Consider the following 16,679-nt stretch of genomic DNA (forward strand, 5'->3'; position numbering starts at 1 on the left):
TCCCTCTTGCCAGCGTTGCCAATGGTCTTCTGTAGCACCGGTGCGCCACTGGAATGTCCCCGAGGAGACAGTGACCCGGGCCGCGCTTGCGCCACGATGCCCCACCGCTACAATGCCAGACCTCCTGAGAGTCACGGACAAATCCATGATCCCAGCACTACGTGAAGTCGATCCGGTTCAGGCCTTGTACCTGCAGTTCCTGCAGGCCCTGCGTGACGCGGGTTTTCGCGGCGACCTGAGCCCCACCTATGCAAACCGCACGGTGCTGGCCACAGATAACTCCATTTACCAGGTGCTGCCGCAGGCGGTGGTCTACCCCCGCGACAACCATGACCTGCAGCTGCTGGCGCAACTCGCGGATAGGGAAGAGTTCCACCAGGTAGTGCTGTCGCCCCGCGGTGGCGGCACCGGCACCAATGGTCAGTCCCTGACCGACGGCCTGGTGGTGGACATTTCCCGGCATATGAACCGGATTCTCGAGATCAATGCAGAGGAGCGCTGGGTGCGGGTGCAGGCTGGCGTGGTGAAAGACCAGCTCAACGCCGCGCTCAAGCCGCACGGGCTCTTCTTTGCCCCGGAACTTTCCACCAGCAATCGCGCCACCATCGGCGGCATGATCAACACCGACGCCTCCGGCCAGGGATCCTGCGTCTACGGCAAGACCCGCGACCACGTGCTGGAACTGTCCACCGTGCTGCTCGGCGGAGAGCTGTGGCACTCCGCGCCGGTCAGCGACGACAAACTGGCCCAAATCGCTGAGCGAGATGGTCGCGCCGGCCGTGTGCACCGGGTCTGTGACGAGATTGCCCGGGACAAGGCCGAGCTGATCGAACAACGCTTCCCCAAGCTCAACCGCTGCCTGACCGGCTATGACCTGGCCCATCTGCGTGAAGGTGACGGAAGGAACGCAGGGAACGCCGCGCAATTCAACCTGAACAGTGTGCTCTGCGGCTCCGAAGGCACCCTCGGCTTTATCGCCGAGGCCAGGCTCAATGTGTTGCCAATCCCCAAATGCGTCGCACTAGTGAACCTCAAATACGACAACTTCCAGGATGCCCTGCGGGACGCCAAGGACCTGATGGCCGCCGGCCCCACGTCTATCGAGACGGTGGACAGCAAGGTACTGCAGCTGGCCATGGCGGATATCGTCTGGCACAGCGTCAGTGAGTTTTTCCCCGCCGATGAGCGCCCGGTGCGCGGCATCAACCTGGTGGAGTACACGGCAGATTCCGAGCAGGTTCTGGAAGAGGCCCTGCGTGGCTTTACCGACCTGATCGACAGCGCCGTCGGCCAGCCGGGCAAGAGCTTCGGCTACTCCATTGCCCGCGGGCACGACGAGGTCAACCGCATCTGGGCCATGCGCAAGCGGGCGGTTGGCCTGCTGGGCAATGCCGAGGGGGAAAAGCGTCCCATCCCGTTCGTGGAAGACACCTGCGTACCGCCGGAGCATCTGGCGGACTTCATCGCCGAGTTCCGCGCGGTGCTCGATGAGGCAGGTCTGGAATACGGCATGTTCGGCCATGTCGACGCCGGCGTTCTGCACGTGCGCCCGGCCATCGATATGAAGGATCCGGCGCAGGCGGCCATGATCCGGCCCATTACCGACAAGGTGGTGGCGCTGACGCAGAAGTACAAAGGCCTGCTGTGGGGCGAACACGGCAAGGGGGTACGCTCGGAATACGCGCCGGAATTCTTCGGCGAGCTGTACGCTGAACTGCAAAAGGTCAAGGCGGCCTTCGACCCCCGCAACCAGCTGAACCCCGGCAAGATCGCCACCCCCAGTCGCGCCTCCGGGCTACTCAAGGTGGATGCTGTGCCCACCCGTGGCGAGCGGGACCGGCAGATCCCGGTGCAGGTCTGGGACGGTTACAGCGAGGGGGTGCACTGCAATGGTAACGGTGCCTGTTTCAACTGGGACCCGGATTCCGCCATGTGCCCCTCCTACAAGGCCACCCGGGAGCGGATCCATTCCCCGAAGGGGCGCGCCTCGCTGATGCGGGAGTGGCTGCGACTGCTCAGCGCCCAGGGCGTGGACGCGGTGGAAGCCAGCCGCAAATTCCGCGAGCGTTCCTTCTTTGTGGGCCTGCCCGGCCGGATCAAGAATTCTCTCGCCCGGGCGCGGGGCGAATACGACTTCAACCACGAAGTGAACGAGGCCATGCAGGGCTGCCTCGGCTGCAAGTCCTGCGTCGGCCAGTGTCCCATCAAGGTGGACGTGCCGGAGTTTCGCGCCAAGTTCCTGGAGCTTTACTACAGCCGCTACCTGCGGCCACTGAAGGATTACTTTGTTGGCGCCCTTGAGTTCATCGTGCCACACCTGTCGCGGGCGCCGCAGCTGTACAACTGGCCGCTGAAGTTTGCGCCGACACGCTGGCTCCTCGAGCGGGGGCTCGGGCTGGCGGACAGCCCGGCACTGTCGCGCAAAAGCCTGCGCGAAGAGATGGAGGAGATGGGGGTTCCCCTGGCCCGCCCCGCCACCATCGCGGCCCTGGGTCCGGGACAGCGCAATCGCGCGGTCATCATCGTGCAGGATGCATTCACCAGCTACTTCGATGCCCAGGTGGTGGCGGACGCACTGCGACTGCTGAAACAGCTGGATTTCTATCCGCTGGTGGCGCCCTTCCGCGCCAACGGCAAGCCCCTGCACGTGCACGGCTTCCTCGGGCCGTTCCGCCGTGTGGCCCAGGCCAACAGCGAGCTGCTGCAGGAACTGGCCGCCAGCGGGATCCCCCTGGTGGGCATCGACCCCTCAATGACCCTCACCTACCGCTCCGAATACCGCAAGGTGCTCGGTGACGGCGCCCCGGCGGTGCAACTGCTGCAGGAGTGGCTCGTGAGCCAGCGCGATCACCTGGAACGACAGCGGCCGCGGGTCAGCGCCGGCAGCTTCCGCCTGCTGCCCCACTGCAGCGAGCAGACTAACGCCACTGCCTCGCTGAAAGACTGGCAGGCCGTGTTTGCGGCCCTGGGGCTGGAATTGCACACCGAGAGCCTCGGCTGCTGCGGCATGGCCGGTACTTATGGGCACGAGACCGCCAACAAGGAGACGTCCCGCACCATCTTCCAGCAGTCCTGGGCCCCGCGGCTGAATGGCGACAACCAGTCACTACTCGCCAGCGGCTACTCCTGCCGCTGCCAGAGCAAACGCTTTGCGGGTGTAACCCTGCGCCATCCGCTGCAGGGATTGCTGGCACAAATGGCCGATTCGCGGTTTACTGAGTGATGTGTGCCGGGGTGCGGGACAACTGCCCCCCGCCGCATCACCGGCCAGGCCCGGGCGAGCCCCGGGCCAAACCGCTCTGGAAATAATGAGTACCGCGTTGACTGCCATGCCGAACCTCCTCAAGCCCCTGCTTCTCTGTGCCGCCATGCTCGCGCCCGCTGCACTTGCGGCGGAGTCTGCCCCCGATCTGGTGGCAGAGGCAGAGGCCCTTGCTATGGAGGGTGATTACGATGCCGCCCTGCCCCTCTACGAGCAGGCCATCGCCGCCCTCTCGGAAGAGCCAGGTGAGCAGAACAACCTCCGCTACCGCTACGGCATTGTGCTCAGCGCCCTCGGCGGCGAGCTGCGGCCAGACCTCTACCCACTGGCCCGGGCACAATTTGAATCCGTCCTCGATTTCCTCGACAGCGGGGAAACCCTGGCCCACTCACCAGCGCGGGTGCGGTCGGCGCTGGCCCACACCTACCACCAGCAGGCCGCGACGGTGGAAGGCAGCAAGCAGAACGACCTGCTGCGCAACGCCTATTTCCTCTACCGGGATGCTGTTGCCGATCTGGCCGAACTGGAGGAGTGGCACAACCTCGCCATCACCTACTTCAACCTGGGGCAGGTCTGCGAGTGGCAGGGCAACCTGACGGAGGCCGTCGACTGGCTGGAAAAAGCCGTGGCCCTGGATCAGCAGCACGGCTTTGCAGACCTGGAAGAGGACCGGGCCTATCTGCTGGCCCTGCGCGAGCAGCTCAACCCGCCGGCCCGGGCCACCACCACCGCGCTCTGAACCGTCCCGATCTCCCCGAAGACATCGCTGACAAGCGGCGATGACACCGCTGACATCCTCTGATCTCCCAGAAATCTCGGATTTTTCATCCGCGCCGCCCGCACTCACATGCATTTGACCTGGCAGTCGCAAATAATCGGGGGAGAATTTTTTACTTTTGGGACAATGCTTAGAAACCGGATTTCCAGCACAACATCGGCTTTATTAGGAAGACATCGCTGTCATTATCCCCCGATGGTACCGGACTCCATTTCTCCAGTGACCGGACCCGGCTGATCATTTATTAACCAAAACCGTGTTTGAAAGAATCATATTCCCCATCGGCACGGTTATGCGAGATGGCTTGCCATTCTGTGGCTGAAAAACGTGTTCCTGATCGAACCTGAGTCTAAGGGACAGAAAAATTTGATAAGCCGGACATGGCCCGTAATATAGCGACCACTGTTCAAAGAGTGATCAGTTATAGCCAAAAGGACTTGGAACTTCGCAAGCACTTTTTGGCTTGTGACCGTTTGAATCTCGGAGGTATCGGGACATGTTGAAACAGACTCTGCGCAACTGGGTATTTTTTGTAACGGCCGTTCTTGCAGGCTCCCTGAGCCTCAGCGCGTCTGCTGCAGTAGAAAAGACCATGACTGTGGACGCGACTGCCTATAACTCCGTACCCGGCCAGACCGACGACGACCCCTGGGTAGCGGCCTGGAACAACCGCCTGCGCCCCGGTGACAAGGTCATCGCCGTGTCCCGCGACCTGGAAAAGCATGGCCTGACCAACGGCGCCAAGGTAAAGATTGAAGGTCTGCCCGGCACTTACACCGTGCGCGACCGCATGAACAAGCGATTCAAGAACCGCATTGATGTGTGGATGGAAAAAGACATCAAGAAAGCCCGTCAGTGGGGCAAGAAAAAGCTGAAGATCGTCTACAAGCCGGTCAAGTAATCGTCGAAATCAAGGGAACAACCCTAAAAACCGCGGCTGACCGCGGTCTGAATGCCCCGCCTCCGAGCGGGGCTTTTTTTGTCCTGCACCCGTGCGCTACCCTCTAGGGCTCGATCTCGGCGTCGATGCCGGGCAGTTCCACACACTCTTCATGCCCCAGGTGAAAGAGCTCCGGCCGGTACTGTGTACTGTAGTGGTGCTCGAGTCCCTTTTCGCCAAAAAGGATCACATAGGTATCGTGGTTCCATCCCGCGGGCCCGCGATACTCACTGAGCCACAGCAGTGCCGTCTGGCCCTCATAACAGCGGCCGTAAAAAAAGCGTGTCTTCTCCACCACTGCCTTGCTCTGGTAGTCGCGGTACTGGCCTGGATAGGTGTAGCGGGCCGCGGGCTCGGTTATCCGCTCCACAAAGCCACTGCGCGGGGAAATCTTGCGCACATAGAGCGCCGTGTTTTCATCGCAGGCAATGCAGTGGCGACCAGCAATGAGGGCAAAGCCCCGCATTTCCGCCAGCAGGCGGGCCTCTGCCAGTCCTGTCTCCAGCTTTCGCTGGTCCAGCAGGGTGACCGGCACCGACTGTGCCGTTGATAGTGGCAATGACAACACAAGGACAGCCGAAACCTGAACGGCAACACGGGGAAGCAAACAGGGAAGATGGGAGAGTGGGATCATGGATCGCGGAACCGCTCGCTGACGCCAGGTGGTGCCGCCGAAAACACAACTCCTGGTGTTCCCGGACGGCACCGCGATTGGGTCGTGTGCTGTCACACTGTCGCGATTCCCTTCACTTTTTAACCATAGCAGGAATTCGCAGGAGCGCCCGGCCGTTCAGCGCAAACCTGAGGCGACCGCGGGAAGTGGAGGAAGCCAATAAGGCAGATAGAACCGGGGATGAAAGGAAATGGGAGACCAGCCCCGGGGCCACCCGGGGCAATCAGGGAATGCCGGTGAAATGGAGTCTGGAGAGAGCCACAAGACCTGGGAAACGGGGCTTTGCCCCTGCTACCAGCTCTCGTCCTCTTCCTCCTCGACCGGGCCGACGAAGGTCATGATGCCCTCATCACGCAATGCCTCGAGGGCCTCTTCCAAGGCCTCCTCCTCCGTGTCGAAGGGATCCTCCCATACGGTGGAGTTCTCGTCCTCGTCGACAATCTCCAGCAGCCAACCGCCTTCACCGTCCTCATAGATATCGATATGGACGGTGGTATCCCCCTCCTGATAGGTCCGGCTCAGGGGAGACTCTTTGGGAACAAACTCTTCTTCCATGGGAACAGCCTCGCTGTGGGCAGGGGATAAAATTGACGCAACTTTGACAACTTGCGGCCCACTGGTCAATAACAAGTCACTGTCCAATAAATGTACGACAAATCCTCTCCGCTAGGATAAAATGCGCGGCGATTTTCGCCCCCGGCCTCCCGGCCGGGAGACTGTTTGCCCCGGATTTACGCTCCGGCCCGCAAGAGGTAGAACCATGAAACCGATCGTAGTCTGTGCGCTGTACAAGTTTGTCTCCCTGGACGACTTCGAATCCCTGCGCGACCCACTCCTGAACGTGATGCTCGAACACCAGGTCCGCGGCACCCTGCTGCTGGCCAGAGAGGGCATCAACGGTACCGTTGCCGGCTCCCGGGAGGGCATCGATACGCTGCTCACCCACCTGAAATCTGACCGGCGCCTGGCGGAGCTGGATTACAAGGAATCCCACACCGATGAGATGCCCTTCCTGCGCAGCAAGGTAAAACTGAAGCGCGAAATCGTCACCATGGGCGTGGAGGGCATCGACCCCCGTCGCACCGTGGGGACCTACATCAAGCCACAGGACTGGAATGCGCTAATCAGCGACCCGGAAGTGCTGGTGATCGATACCCGCAACGACTACGAATACCAGGTCGGCACCTTCGAGAATGCCGTCAACCCGAAGACCGATTCCTTCCGCGAGTTCCCCGACTACGTAAAGGAGCACCTGGACCCGCAGAAGCACAAAAAAGTGGCCATGTTCTGCACCGGCGGTATCCGCTGCGAGAAGTCCACTGCATTCCTGAAAGAACAGGGCTTCAACGAGGTCTACCACCTGCAGGGCGGCATCCTCAAATACCTCGAGGAAGTGCCGAAGGAAGAAACCCTGTGGAAAGGCGAATGTTTCGTATTCGACGATCGGGTGACCGTGAACCACGATCTCGAGCGCGGCAACTACCAGCAGTGCAACGCCTGTCGCATGCCGGTCACCGAGGAGGAAATGCAGTCGCCGCAATTCGAGCAGGGCGTCAGCTGCCCGCACTGTTACGACAAGGTGTCAGAGGCCGACCGCGCCCGTTACCGCGAGCGGGAGAAGCAGATCCAGCTGGCCAGGCAGCGTGGAGAACAACACATCGGCCAGGACGCCCGGGAAATCACTGCTGCCCGCCGCCGTGAGAAGTACGAACAGCGGCGCCAGCAGGCCGAACTGGATCGGGCACGGGCCTAGGGCTGATCCCGACGGGAATGGGTCGAATCCCGGCCCACTCCCAGCCCAGCTGACAGAAAGCGCCCTCCGGGGCGCTTTCTGTCGTTTATGTCCACATGTATTGCTCCGCATTCCTGCCACAAACGCCCCTCCTGCCCGTCGCAAGCTGTTGCGCCCAGCTGCACAGTGTTAACGTGCCCTCCAGATCGGATACTCAAATAACTTCAATTAACCGATCGCAGTCCCAGCCTGCCCTTCTGCCTTCGCGCAGAACATTCACTAGTACACGCTAGATGCAACCGGTTTCACCCTGGCACGCAGCCAGTGAAATCCTCTTGAAGCCACCCCTCCAGTCTAATGGAGGCACCCGTGGCCCGGCTGAATGGAGATGACTATGCACATGATAAGAAGCACTTTCTCTGCCCTGTGTTTAACCCTGCTGCTGGCACCGGCACACAATGCGCTGGCCGAGCCGAAAAAAAGTGAGCCACAGACCATCGATATCACCACCCGTGAATACACCATCGAAGGGCCGGAAAAGCTCGACCTGGGTTGGCACCGCTTCCGCTTCCGCAACCTCGGCGGCCAGGCCCACTTCGTCGCCTTTTACAAACTGGTCGAAGGCAAAACGATCGAGGACCAGCTCAGGGAGGTCGTGCCGGTATTCGATCCGCTGATGGAGGGCCTGCGCAGCGGTGAACTGACCAAGGCGGACATTGGCCCTTTCATACAGGAGCACATGCCCGCGTGGGGAATGCAGATGACCTGGGCGGGCGGTCCTGGCCTGATGGCACCGGGCAAGACGTCCTATGCCACCATCGAACTGAAGGAGCCGGGCATCTACCTGATGGAGTGTTACGTCAAGGCACCGGACGGCCAGTGGCATACGGCCATGGGCATGCTGCAACAAGTGGAAGTAACCGATAACCAGGGCGGCATTGCCGAGCCCACAGCAGGCAGCCAGGTTTCCGTGCGCAACACGGGCATCGAGGCCCCGGCCAAGATCCCGGCCGGCCGCCAGACGATCCGCGTCAATTTCCTCGAGAATCCCCCCGGCCCCTTCCCCTATGACCTGCACCTGGCCAGGCTGCAAAGCGACACGGATATCGACAAGGTTGCCTACTGGATGGACTGGAGCAATGTGGGCGGACTGAGGGCACCGGCTCCGGTTGAATTCGTCGGGGGCATGGAGCAATTGCCGGCCGGCAACCATGGCTACGTCACTGTCGACCTGGAGCCTGGGCGTTACCTGTGGATCTCCAAAAGTAACGCCAGCGAGATGAACGCTACCTTCCTGGTCGAATGACCATGCGTGGGAGCACGGGCTCCAGAGCGAAGCTCAATGAGGTCGGCGCCGGCCATCGCACACGGCTTGGACGGTGCCCCTTTGCTGCCCCCGGGGATAAATCCACAATCAATTACCTGTCCCTCTACGAGGGGCAGGTAAGTGGGCGCTCACGCATTCGCTGGCTGTGCGTGACTGGGTGTCGATTTCCCCACCAACATCGGCACTCCCCCGGACTCAACCGATCTCGATTTCAGGCCCACCGCCCTCTTCGGCCTTGAGCCAGATTTCTGCCGCTGCCCGGCGGGCGATCTCCCGGTAGCTGTATGCCACCTCGCCGTCCGGCTCGGCAACCACACTGGGCAGGCCGCGGTCGGTGCCCTCGCGGATCGCCATGTCCAGCGGCAGCTGCCCGAGCAGGCCGGTGTCGTAGTCGGCGGCAATCTTCTCGCCACCACCGCTGCCGAAGACCGGCTCGGTGTGGCCGCACTGGCTGCAGGTGTGCAGTGACATATTTTCGACGATACCCAGTACCGGCACCGACACCTTGCGGAACATCTCCACGCCCTTGACGGCATCCAGCAACGCCAGGTCCTGGGGTGTGGTCACGATCACCGCGCCGGCCAGATGGGTCTTCTGCGCCAGGGTCAGCTGGATATCCCCGGTGCCCGGGGGCATATCCACGATCAGGTAGTCCAGCTCCTCGCCTTCGCCACACCACAGGGTCTGGGTGAGGATCTGATTTAAGGCGCCGCTGGCCATGGGTCCGCGCCAGACCGCTGGAGTGTCCTCGGTCAGCAGATAGCCGAGGGACATGGTCTTGAGGCCGTGGGCCTCCACCGGCACGAAGAACTTGTGCTCTTTCACTTCGGGCCGCACACCCTCGGTACCCAGCATGGAAGGCAGGCTGGGACCGTAAATATCTGCGTCCAGCATCCCCACCCGGGCGCCCTCGGCCGCCAGTGCCAGCGCCAGGTTCACGGCGGTAGTGGACTTGCCCACCCCGCCCTTGCCGGACGCCACGGCGACGATATTCTTCACACCGCGCAGGTGCTCCGGCACCTCGCCACCCTCGGTGGCGGGAATCTCGCTGAACAGCTCAAGCTGCAGGTGCGCCCCGCCCAGGGGGCCGCCGCGCAGGGTGGGCATGCAGGCCTCCTGTACCCGCTCGCGCCAGTCCTCCTCCTGGCTCGCGCAGGGGTAGCCCAGGGTGATGCCGACGAACACCGTGTCGTCCTCGTAGCCCACCTCGATATCGGCATCCAGTTCGTCCAGTATCCGCCCCGTGGCCGGGTCGTGCAGGCTGCCCAGGCACTCTGCCAACCGCTCCAGCTCCGCCTGCGCACCCTCCGGCAGGTCGCCGTGGTCATGCTCGTGTTCGCTCACGTCACCATCCCCTGTTCCGCTGTCAGTCAAAATTTGCCCGCATTGTGCGGGATGCCCCGCGCCAGTGCCAGCACCGCCCCGGCGGGTGCCGTGCAGGCCGCATATCTGCTATATTCGCCGGTCTTTTCAGGGGCCGCCCGCGGCGGCCGCAAACCGTCTGTCATGGAAAAATCGATGTCCGAATCGCGCTCCCAAGCCCGCAAAATCCTCGTGACCAGCGCCCTGCCGTACGCCAATGGCTCACTGCACCTGGGTCACATCCTGGAATATATCCAGACCGACATCTGGGCCCGCTTCCAGCGGGCCCGCGGCCACCATTGCCTGTACATGTGTGCCGACGATGCCCACGGCACTGCCATCATGCTGAAGGCCGAGCAACTGGGCCTAACGCCGGAGCAGCACATCGCCAACATGCAGGCGGAGCACGAGCGCGACTTTGCCGACTTCCTCATCGGTGTGGACAACTATCATTCGACACACTCCGATGAAAACCGCGAGCTGTCGGCGATGATCTACAAGCGGCTGCGGGATAACGGCCATATCGCCTCGCGCACCATCACCCAGGCCTTCGACCCCGAAAAGGAGCTGTTCCTCGCCGACCGGTACATCAAGGGTACCTGCCCGCGCTGTAAAACGCCGGACCAGTATGGCGACAACTGCGAGGCCTGCGGCGCCACCTACAGTCCTACCGAACTGATCGACCCGGTGTCCGCCATCTCCGGCGCCACGCCAATCGAGAAGGAATCCGAGCACTTCTTCTTCACCCTGCCGGAGTTCACCGACTTCCTGAAGCAGTGGACCCGCTCCGGCACCCTGCAGGGTGAAGTGGCCAACAAGCTGTCCGAGTGGCTGGATGAGGGACTACAGGAGTGGGATATCTCCCGCGATGCGCCCTACTTCGGTTTCGAGATTCCCGATGCCCCGGGCAAGTACTTCTATGTCTGGCTGGACGCGCCGATCGGCTACATGGCCAGCCTGAAGAATTACTGCGACAAGAACGGTCTGGACTGGCAGGACTACTGGAACAAAGACAGCGACGCCGAGGTTTACCACTTTATCGGTAAGGACATCGTCAACTTCCACGCCCTGTTCTGGCCGGCGATGCTCGACTCCGCTGACTTCCGCACCCCGACCAAGGTATGCGTGCATGGTTTCCTGACCGTCAACGGCAAGAAGATGTCCAAGTCCCGCGGCACTTTCATCAATGCGCGCAACTACCTGGACCACCTGCACCCGGAATACCTGCGCTACTACTTCGCTGCCAAGCTGACCGGTGGCGTGGATGACCTGGATCTGAACCTGGAAGACTTCATCGCCAAGGTGAATTCAGACCTGGTGGGCAAGGTGGTCAACATCGCCTCCCGCACCGCCAAGTTCGTCAGCAAGTCCGGCGGGGTGCTCGCCAGCGAGCTGGCCGACGAAGCCCTGTGGAATCAGTTTGTCGAGGCCGCTCCGCGCATCAGTGAATTCTATGAGAGCCGCGAATACGCCCGCGCCATGCGCGAAATCATGGCCCTGGCCGACGCCGCCAATGCCTGGATCGCCGACAAGGCGCCCTGGTCCCTGGCCAAGGAGGAAGGTAAGGAGGCGGAAGTGCTGGCGATCTGCTCCCAGGGGGTGAACATGTTCCGCGCCCTGATCACCTGGCTGGCGCCGGTGCTGCCGGAAACTGCCGTGAAGGCAGAGGAGTTCCTGGGCACCCAGCTGGACTGGCACGCAGCCACCACGCCCCTGTCCGGCCACACCATCAACAAGTTCAAGCCGCTGATGCAGCGGGTCGAGCAAACCCAGGTGGATGCGATCCTGGAAGCGGCCAAGGAGTCCCTGGCCCAGCTGCAGGCGGAAGCGGCCAAGCCCGCGACCGGCCCGCTCGCTGACGACCCGATTGCTGACGAGATCCAGTTCGATGATTTTGCCAGGGTCGACCTGCGCATCGCCCTGATCGCCAATGCCGAACATGTCGAGGGGGCCGGCAAGCTGCTGAAGCTGACCCTGGATCTCGGCGGCGAGACCCGCCAGGTATTCGCGGGCATCAAGAGCGCCTACAACCCGGAAGACCTGATCGGCAAACACACCGTCATGGTCGCCAACCTGGCCCCGCGCAAGATGCGCTTCGGTGTCTCCGAGGGCATGGTGCTGGCGGCGGGGCCGGGCGGCAAGGACCTGTGGATTCTGGAACCCCATGCCGGCGCCCAGCCGGGTATGCGGGTGATGTAGTTTCTCTGCAGATTTTTTTAGCCGACCACCTATCGCTGGGCAGCACCCTCGGACCAGCGCCAGGCCGAAACGGAAGGCAAAGTGCAGGGACGGGGATTTCGAACCATCGGCGACAGGACGTCGCCGATGGAGCGTACAGGGACGTATTCACAGCGTTTCGAAATCCCCGTCCCTGTACTTTGCCGCCACTACACTGTCTAGACACAAATCTGTCGCTTTCCTGCAGGCTGGTTCGGAACATCAAGTTCGCCTCCTAACCTTTCGCTTGCCGATCGACCAAGAGCGAACCGAAAAGTACGAATAAGAATGAGGCACACACGATGCGCGGTGTTTTTCTCGATGCCCTGACCATGAAACTGGAAGAGCTGGACACGACTGCACTGAAAAGCTGCCTAGAGCAGTGGGAATTTTTCCAAACCACCGCACCGGAGCAGGTGGCCGAGCGCATCGCGGGTGCGGATGTGGTGATTACCAACAAGGTGGTGTTGGAACGTGCGCTGATCGAGAGTGCCGATAATCTCAAACTGATCTGTGTCTGCGCCACCGGCACCAACAATATCGACCTGGAAGCCGCCGCCGAGCGCAATATTCCCGTGCGCAATGTACAGGGTTATGCCGGCGCTTCGGTGCCCCAGCATGCGCTGGCGTTGATCCTTGCCCTGGCCACCCGCCTGCACCAGTACGACCGCGATGTGAAAGAGGGCCGCTGGAGCGCATCGCCGGTATTCTGCATGCTGGATTACCCGGTGATGGAACTGGCCGGCAAGAATCTGGGCATCATCGGCTATGGCGACCTGGGCCGCAGGACCGCCGAGCTGGGCAGGGCGCTTGGCATGCATGTGCTGGTGGCAGAATCTTTCAGCGGCGAAAAGAAACCGGGCCGCATACCGATGAACCAGCTGCTGGCCGAGGCGGACGTGATCAGCCTGCACTGCCCGCTGTCACCGCAGACCGACAAACTGGTGAACCGGGAGTTTCTCGCGGCAATGAAGCCCGGTGCGCTGCTGGTCAACACCGCCCGCGGCGGTTTAGTGGACGAACCCGCCCTCGCCGACGCGCTTCGCAGCGGGCACCTGGGCGGTGCCGGGCTCGATGTCCTCAGTGTAGAGCCACCCCCGGCGGATCATCCCCTTCTGGATGCTGACATCCCCAACCTGATCATCACCCCACACAGTGCCTGGATCAGCCGTGAGAGTCGCCAGCGGCTGCTGAATGGCGTCGTCGCCAATATAAAGGACGTGATGGCCACTCACTGAAGATCCGTTTCCGGCAGCACCTCCCCGGCCGCCGGGTCGCGAGCCTGGGCTCGGTTGCATTGCCAGCCCCACCCCACCTGTTTTTCTGCGAATTCCCGTGCCCGGTCCTCACAGAACCCGGCTTGATACTGTGATCGCCACAAAGTCTGGGTGCCGGAAGGTTTGGTGTAGCGCACTTCGCAGGGCAACCCCGCCGGTGGGTTGACTTGAATTACCTCGATCGTGCGTTCAGTGTTACCCAGCGTGCAGACATAGCGTTCCTGGGCGACGGTTGATGCTGCCCAGAGCAAGATCAGGGAGCCGAGGGAGAGGAATATCTTCATGGCGCTCCTTCCTCAAACGTCAGGACAAGCTCGAGCGTCAGACTGCGGCAGTCGCATCGGGCTGACCTCCACACACAGAGCTTCTCTAAATTCATCTAGGCACTCTAGTGTGGCTTGAGGAAACCCACCCACTGCTGACGGCAATGGACCTTTCGGTCAGACTCGCATCCATTGTCCGATGGCTCTGACTGATCGGACAGCCGATCAACCGACAGCCCGGACCGTACAACATGGTTGTTCGTGGGATCAGCCCGGAGCGACTATAGGATTGCCCCACAGTCAAAAACTGTGGAGGTGATTTTATGGCAAGTGCAAAACCGTCATCCAACTCGTCCAGCCGGGAAAAGCTGCATCAGGCGTACAACCTCGCCGGCGAGGCAGCGGCAGACACGGCATCACACATCAAGGAGCGGGCCGCCAACACGGCCTCCAATGTCAAGGAACGCGCGCGCTCCTCTGTCGAGCGAGGCAAACACCGTGCAACTGACATGGAACACCGCCTGGAAGAATCCATTCAGCGGCACCCGCTGGTCAGCGTCGGCTGTGCCTTTGCCGCCGGTTGGCTGATCTCAAAGATTCTCAAGTAGAGAAGCCGGTAGCACATATAACTCGCATTTAGCCGGCAAGAGGTCTACCCAGACGCGACAGCAGCACATAGGTACCCGATGAAGGACGAGCAAAAGCCCGGAAGAGAGAAAGCGAATCCTGAACCGGCCGCGCAACGACGCGGCCGGCATTCGTATGCCGAGGCCGATCAACCATCGCCAGGAAAGTCTGATGGAGAATCTGCAGAGCAAGAGGCCTCAACTCTGGCCCGCGCAGAGGCTGCACTGACGCTGGTGACACACTGGACCGGCAATCTGCAGACACTGATGCGCCTCGAATTCGAACGCACACTGGCTGCCGGCAAGCGCATCGTTGCCCTGAGCCTGGTCCTACTGCCACTTGCCATCACTTTCCTGCTCAGCACCTGCGCCGGGCTCGGGCTTCTTGCCTATTACTTTTCCCAGTCCATCTATATCGGTTTTATGGCCTTTTTCCTCGCCCAGCTCGCCATTCTTGTTGTCATCCTGTTGTACCAGAACCGACTCCGCTCCCTGTTGGGTTTCACACAAACCCGGGAGCAGGTCATGGAGGCAATCGACGATGTCCGTCAGACATTTAAATAGGCAAATAGAGGACTGCGCCCGGGAAATGGCCCGCCAGCGCCGGGGGGCCCTGGCACTGGTCAGCCAGGAGCAGCAGGCCGTACGCGAACAGGTGGAGGGTATACCCATGCCCGTCCTGCTGGGCATTGCCTTCATCAGTGGCTTTCTTACCGAGCGATTATTTCACTACCCCAACACATCGCAACTGATTCGGCTGGCCATCGCCTACCGGGCACTGTAGGCACTGGTGTGATTCATTCGCTGTAAAGGTTCAGGCGCAGCCTCTCCATCGGAGCCCAAATGCAGGAAAGCCCGGTCATCGGACCGGGCTTTCCTGCAACTCACTGATGATGTGCGTCAGTTTTGCTCCATGGCCACCAGAGCTTTTTCCATCTCCTCCAGGCGACGGTCGACCGTGGTGTAATCACGGTCTTTGCCCCATTCCCGGGAAGCCGCTTTCGCGTAGGCTTTCTTCGCTCCTGCGATATCGCCGTTCAGGCGCTTGTGGAAACCGATACTGCGGTAGACACCTTTCATCGCCGACTTTTCCGCCTTTTCGGTAGGGAAGTCCAGTGCAGCCACCGTGCGAATGTATTGCTCCTCCGAGAGTTTACCGGAGTAGTACAGGACTTCACTCTCCAGGAAAGCGGCCCAGATAGACTGGTTTGCTGCCTGCCAGTCACTGTCAGCGATGATTTTACGAATTTCCTCCAGCCGCTTACCGGCCACATCCTCTTTACCTAGCTCCCGCAGTGCGCTGTATCGCCAGAGCATGACCTCCGCATACCGAAGCGATTTTGGATCGCCCATATCCGCATTTTCGATTTCGGCGAGAAACTTTTTATACTCACCATTATCATAAAGCTTTACGAGGTACTCTTTATCGGTCACCGCGACGGTCATCGGCACTTCGTGAATATCAACGGTGCCAATCTCTACTTTTCCTGGCCCCGCGAGACCGGCTCCCAGAGCGAGGAAACTGGCCTCTTCAGGCACCTGTAATACCATCTCTTTACTCTGCCAATCACTGGTGCCGCGAATGGGCTCCACCCAGGTGCTATCCCAGGCCAGCGTCTTACGCTCATTCTCAAGCTGTTTTTGGGCATTGAAAAAAACAATGACCGACTGTTTGACATCAGTCGGCTTGAAGTCGACTTTCAGCCTGACCCTCTTGCCGAGAAAAGGTGTCGCGTCTATGCGTTTTACAACCAACCCATGCTGATCCATTCCTGCTTTATCGGACCGAATGACCAAAGTTTTATCATCTATTGCGCCGGCACGGGTAAATACGCCCTTTGCATTGGCATCATAAATCCACTGGGAATACTCCTGCTTCCCGTCAAAAGGCACCATTCCTACTTCTTTGTTTTCAGCTGCAGCGGTAGCTGCACCGCAAAGCATCGCACTAACAATTACCGCAGATTTCAGAATATTCATATATTCCTCCCTGGTTTTGCCGCGCTGACTCCGTGTCAGGCAGTATCGGGAGACTACATAAGCAAAAATATTCCAACAAGCTTTAGGCGGCCATATGAAAGGCCGTGTAATAGTGCAGGGAACAGCACGCCAGAAAACCCGGTGCAGTCGTGATTCACCTGACCCAAGTACTCCGCCGCTGTTTTGCTGACAATCTCCCACTTCTCCACTTTTCGTATCATCGGGCGCCAACAGGGAATCCA

The 16,679-nt window shown here is 60.8% G+C and carries 15 protein-coding genes; 10 read left to right on the forward strand and 5 right to left on the reverse strand.

Annotated elements, in window-relative coordinates; genetic code table 11:
• Positions 1–145 precede the first annotated feature (145 nt).
• The 3 genes from ydiJ to LVD12_RS06490 all read left to right on the forward strand — a co-directional run bounded on the left by ydiJ (position 146) and on the right by LVD12_RS06490 (position 4,941).
• Positions 146–3,223, forward strand: coding sequence for a D-2-hydroxyglutarate dehydrogenase YdiJ (ydiJ, locus tag LVD12_RS06480; RefSeq protein WP_237066613.1), 3,078 nt, complete (start codon positions 146–148; stop codon positions 3,221–3,223).
• An 85-nt stretch (positions 3,224–3,308) separates the two neighbouring features.
• Entirely contained in the window at positions 3,309–4,001 is a 693-nt protein-coding gene (locus LVD12_RS06485) for a tetratricopeptide repeat protein (RefSeq protein WP_237066616.1), read from the forward strand.
• A 535-nt stretch (positions 4,002–4,536) separates the two neighbouring features.
• Complete coding sequence (locus tag LVD12_RS06490; protein ID WP_237066618.1) at positions 4,537–4,941, forward strand: 3D domain-containing protein; 405 nt, start codon at positions 4,537–4,539, stop codon at positions 4,939–4,941.
• Between the two features lie 103 nt (positions 4,942–5,044).
• Here the strand turns inward: LVD12_RS06490 and LVD12_RS06495 are convergent, their stop codons facing one another.
• Together LVD12_RS06495 and LVD12_RS06500 are read right to left on the reverse strand one after the other, a co-directional pair.
• Positions 5,045–5,539 carry a hypothetical protein gene (locus LVD12_RS06495; protein WP_237066621.1) on the reverse strand — a complete coding sequence of 165 codons (495 nt, stop codon included), beginning with the start codon at positions 5,537–5,539 and terminating at the stop codon, positions 5,045–5,047.
• Positions 5,540–5,944: 405 nt separating this feature from the next.
• Entirely contained in the window at positions 5,945–6,208 is a 264-nt protein-coding gene (locus tag LVD12_RS06500) for a baseplate wedge protein 53 (protein WP_237066623.1), read from the reverse strand.
• 205 nt (positions 6,209–6,413) lie between these two features.
• Here LVD12_RS06500 and trhO point away from each other — a divergent pair, with 205 nt between their 5' ends.
• Together trhO and LVD12_RS06510 are read left to right on the forward strand one after the other, a co-directional pair.
• Positions 6,414–7,406 (forward strand): oxygen-dependent tRNA uridine(34) hydroxylase TrhO, encoded by a 993-nt coding sequence (gene trhO / locus LVD12_RS06505; RefSeq protein ID WP_237066625.1) that lies wholly within the window; start codon positions 6,414–6,416, stop codon positions 7,404–7,406.
• Positions 7,407–7,779: 373 nt separating this feature from the next.
• A complete protein-coding gene (locus tag LVD12_RS06510; RefSeq protein ID WP_237066628.1) occupies positions 7,780–8,691 on the forward strand; it encodes a DUF1579 domain-containing protein in 912 nt (303 codons plus the stop codon).
• A 216-nt stretch (positions 8,692–8,907) separates the two neighbouring features.
• Here LVD12_RS06510 and apbC read toward each other — a convergent pair whose 3' ends face one another.
• Positions 8,908–10,056 carry an iron-sulfur cluster carrier protein ApbC gene (gene apbC, locus LVD12_RS06515; RefSeq protein WP_237066630.1) on the reverse strand — a complete coding sequence of 383 codons (1,149 nt, stop codon included), beginning with the start codon at positions 10,054–10,056 and terminating at the stop codon, positions 8,908–8,910.
• 174 nt (positions 10,057–10,230) lie between these two features.
• Between apbC and metG the strand changes: the two genes are divergently transcribed.
• Positions 10,231–12,273, forward strand: a complete 2,043-nt coding sequence (gene metG / locus LVD12_RS06520) for a methionine--tRNA ligase (protein ID WP_237066631.1) — start codon at positions 10,231–10,233, stop codon at positions 12,271–12,273.
• Positions 12,274–12,593: 320 nt separating this feature from the next.
• Positions 12,594–13,529 (forward strand): D-2-hydroxyacid dehydrogenase, encoded by a 936-nt coding sequence (locus LVD12_RS06525; protein WP_237066633.1) that lies wholly within the window; start codon positions 12,594–12,596, stop codon positions 13,527–13,529.
• On the opposite strand, the gene LVD12_RS06530 is transcribed toward LVD12_RS06525, so the two are convergent.
• Positions 13,523–13,852 carry a hypothetical protein gene (locus LVD12_RS06530; protein ID WP_237066635.1) on the reverse strand — a complete coding sequence of 110 codons (330 nt, stop codon included), beginning with the start codon at positions 13,850–13,852 and terminating at the stop codon, positions 13,523–13,525. The two genes, LVD12_RS06525 and LVD12_RS06530, sit on opposite strands and share 7 nt — an antisense overlap.
• Before the next feature lie 302 nt (positions 13,853–14,154).
• On the opposite strand from LVD12_RS06530, the gene LVD12_RS06535 reads away from it, so the two are divergent.
• The 3 genes from LVD12_RS06535 to LVD12_RS06545 all read left to right on the forward strand — a co-directional run bounded on the left by LVD12_RS06535 (position 14,155) and on the right by LVD12_RS06545 (position 15,241).
• Positions 14,155–14,439, forward strand: coding sequence for a hypothetical protein (locus tag LVD12_RS06535; protein ID WP_237066637.1), 285 nt, complete (start codon positions 14,155–14,157; stop codon positions 14,437–14,439).
• Positions 14,440–14,517: 78 nt separating this feature from the next.
• Entirely contained in the window at positions 14,518–15,021 is a 504-nt protein-coding gene (locus LVD12_RS06540; protein WP_237066640.1) for a DUF502 domain-containing protein, read from the forward strand.
• 25 nt (positions 15,022–15,046) lie between these two features.
• The gene (locus LVD12_RS06545; RefSeq protein WP_237066642.1) at positions 15,047–15,241 is read left to right on the forward strand and encodes a hypothetical protein; all 195 of its coding nucleotides are present in this window, start codon (positions 15,047–15,049) and stop codon (positions 15,239–15,241) included.
• A 116-nt stretch (positions 15,242–15,357) separates the two neighbouring features.
• Here the strand turns inward: LVD12_RS06545 and LVD12_RS06550 are convergent, their stop codons facing one another.
• Positions 15,358–16,437 carry a hypothetical protein gene (locus LVD12_RS06550; protein WP_237066644.1) on the reverse strand — a complete coding sequence of 360 codons (1,080 nt, stop codon included), beginning with the start codon at positions 16,435–16,437 and terminating at the stop codon, positions 15,358–15,360.
• Between the last annotated feature and the right edge of the window lie 242 nt (positions 16,438–16,679).

The sequence above is a fragment of the Microbulbifer guangxiensis genome (assembly GCF_021729075.1).
GTDB classification, from domain to species: Bacteria; Pseudomonadota; Gammaproteobacteria; order Pseudomonadales; family Cellvibrionaceae; genus Microbulbifer; species Microbulbifer guangxiensis.

Coding starts and splice junctions, on each gene's coding strand:
- LVD12_RS06500 (WP_237066623.1), bottom strand. CDS start 6,208: ATGGAAGAAGAGTTTGTTCCCAAAGAGTCTCCCCTGAGCCGGACCTAT.
- ydiJ (WP_237066613.1), top strand. CDS start 146: ATGATCCCAGCACTACGTGAAGTCGATCCGGTTCAGGCCTTGTACCTG.
- metG (WP_237066631.1), top strand. CDS start 10,231: ATGTCCGAATCGCGCTCCCAAGCCCGCAAAATCCTCGTGACCAGCGCC.
- LVD12_RS06510 (WP_237066628.1), top strand. CDS start 7,780: ATGCACATGATAAGAAGCACTTTCTCTGCCCTGTGTTTAACCCTGCTG.
- LVD12_RS06545 (WP_237066642.1), top strand. CDS start 15,047: ATGGCCCGCCAGCGCCGGGGGGCCCTGGCACTGGTCAGCCAGGAGCAG.
- trhO (WP_237066625.1), top strand. CDS start 6,414: ATGAAACCGATCGTAGTCTGTGCGCTGTACAAGTTTGTCTCCCTGGAC.
- LVD12_RS06540 (WP_237066640.1), top strand. CDS start 14,518: ATGAAGGACGAGCAAAAGCCCGGAAGAGAGAAAGCGAATCCTGAACCG.
- LVD12_RS06525 (WP_237066633.1), top strand. CDS start 12,594: ATGCGCGGTGTTTTTCTCGATGCCCTGACCATGAAACTGGAAGAGCTG.
- LVD12_RS06530 (WP_237066635.1), bottom strand. CDS start 13,852: ATGAAGATATTCCTCTCCCTCGGCTCCCTGATCTTGCTCTGGGCAGCA.
- LVD12_RS06550 (WP_237066644.1), bottom strand. CDS start 16,437: ATGAATATTCTGAAATCTGCGGTAATTGTTAGTGCGATGCTTTGCGGT.
- LVD12_RS06535 (WP_237066637.1), top strand. CDS start 14,155: ATGGCAAGTGCAAAACCGTCATCCAACTCGTCCAGCCGGGAAAAGCTG.
- LVD12_RS06490 (WP_237066618.1), top strand. CDS start 4,537: ATGTTGAAACAGACTCTGCGCAACTGGGTATTTTTTGTAACGGCCGTT.
- LVD12_RS06485 (WP_237066616.1), top strand. CDS start 3,309: ATGAGTACCGCGTTGACTGCCATGCCGAACCTCCTCAAGCCCCTGCTT.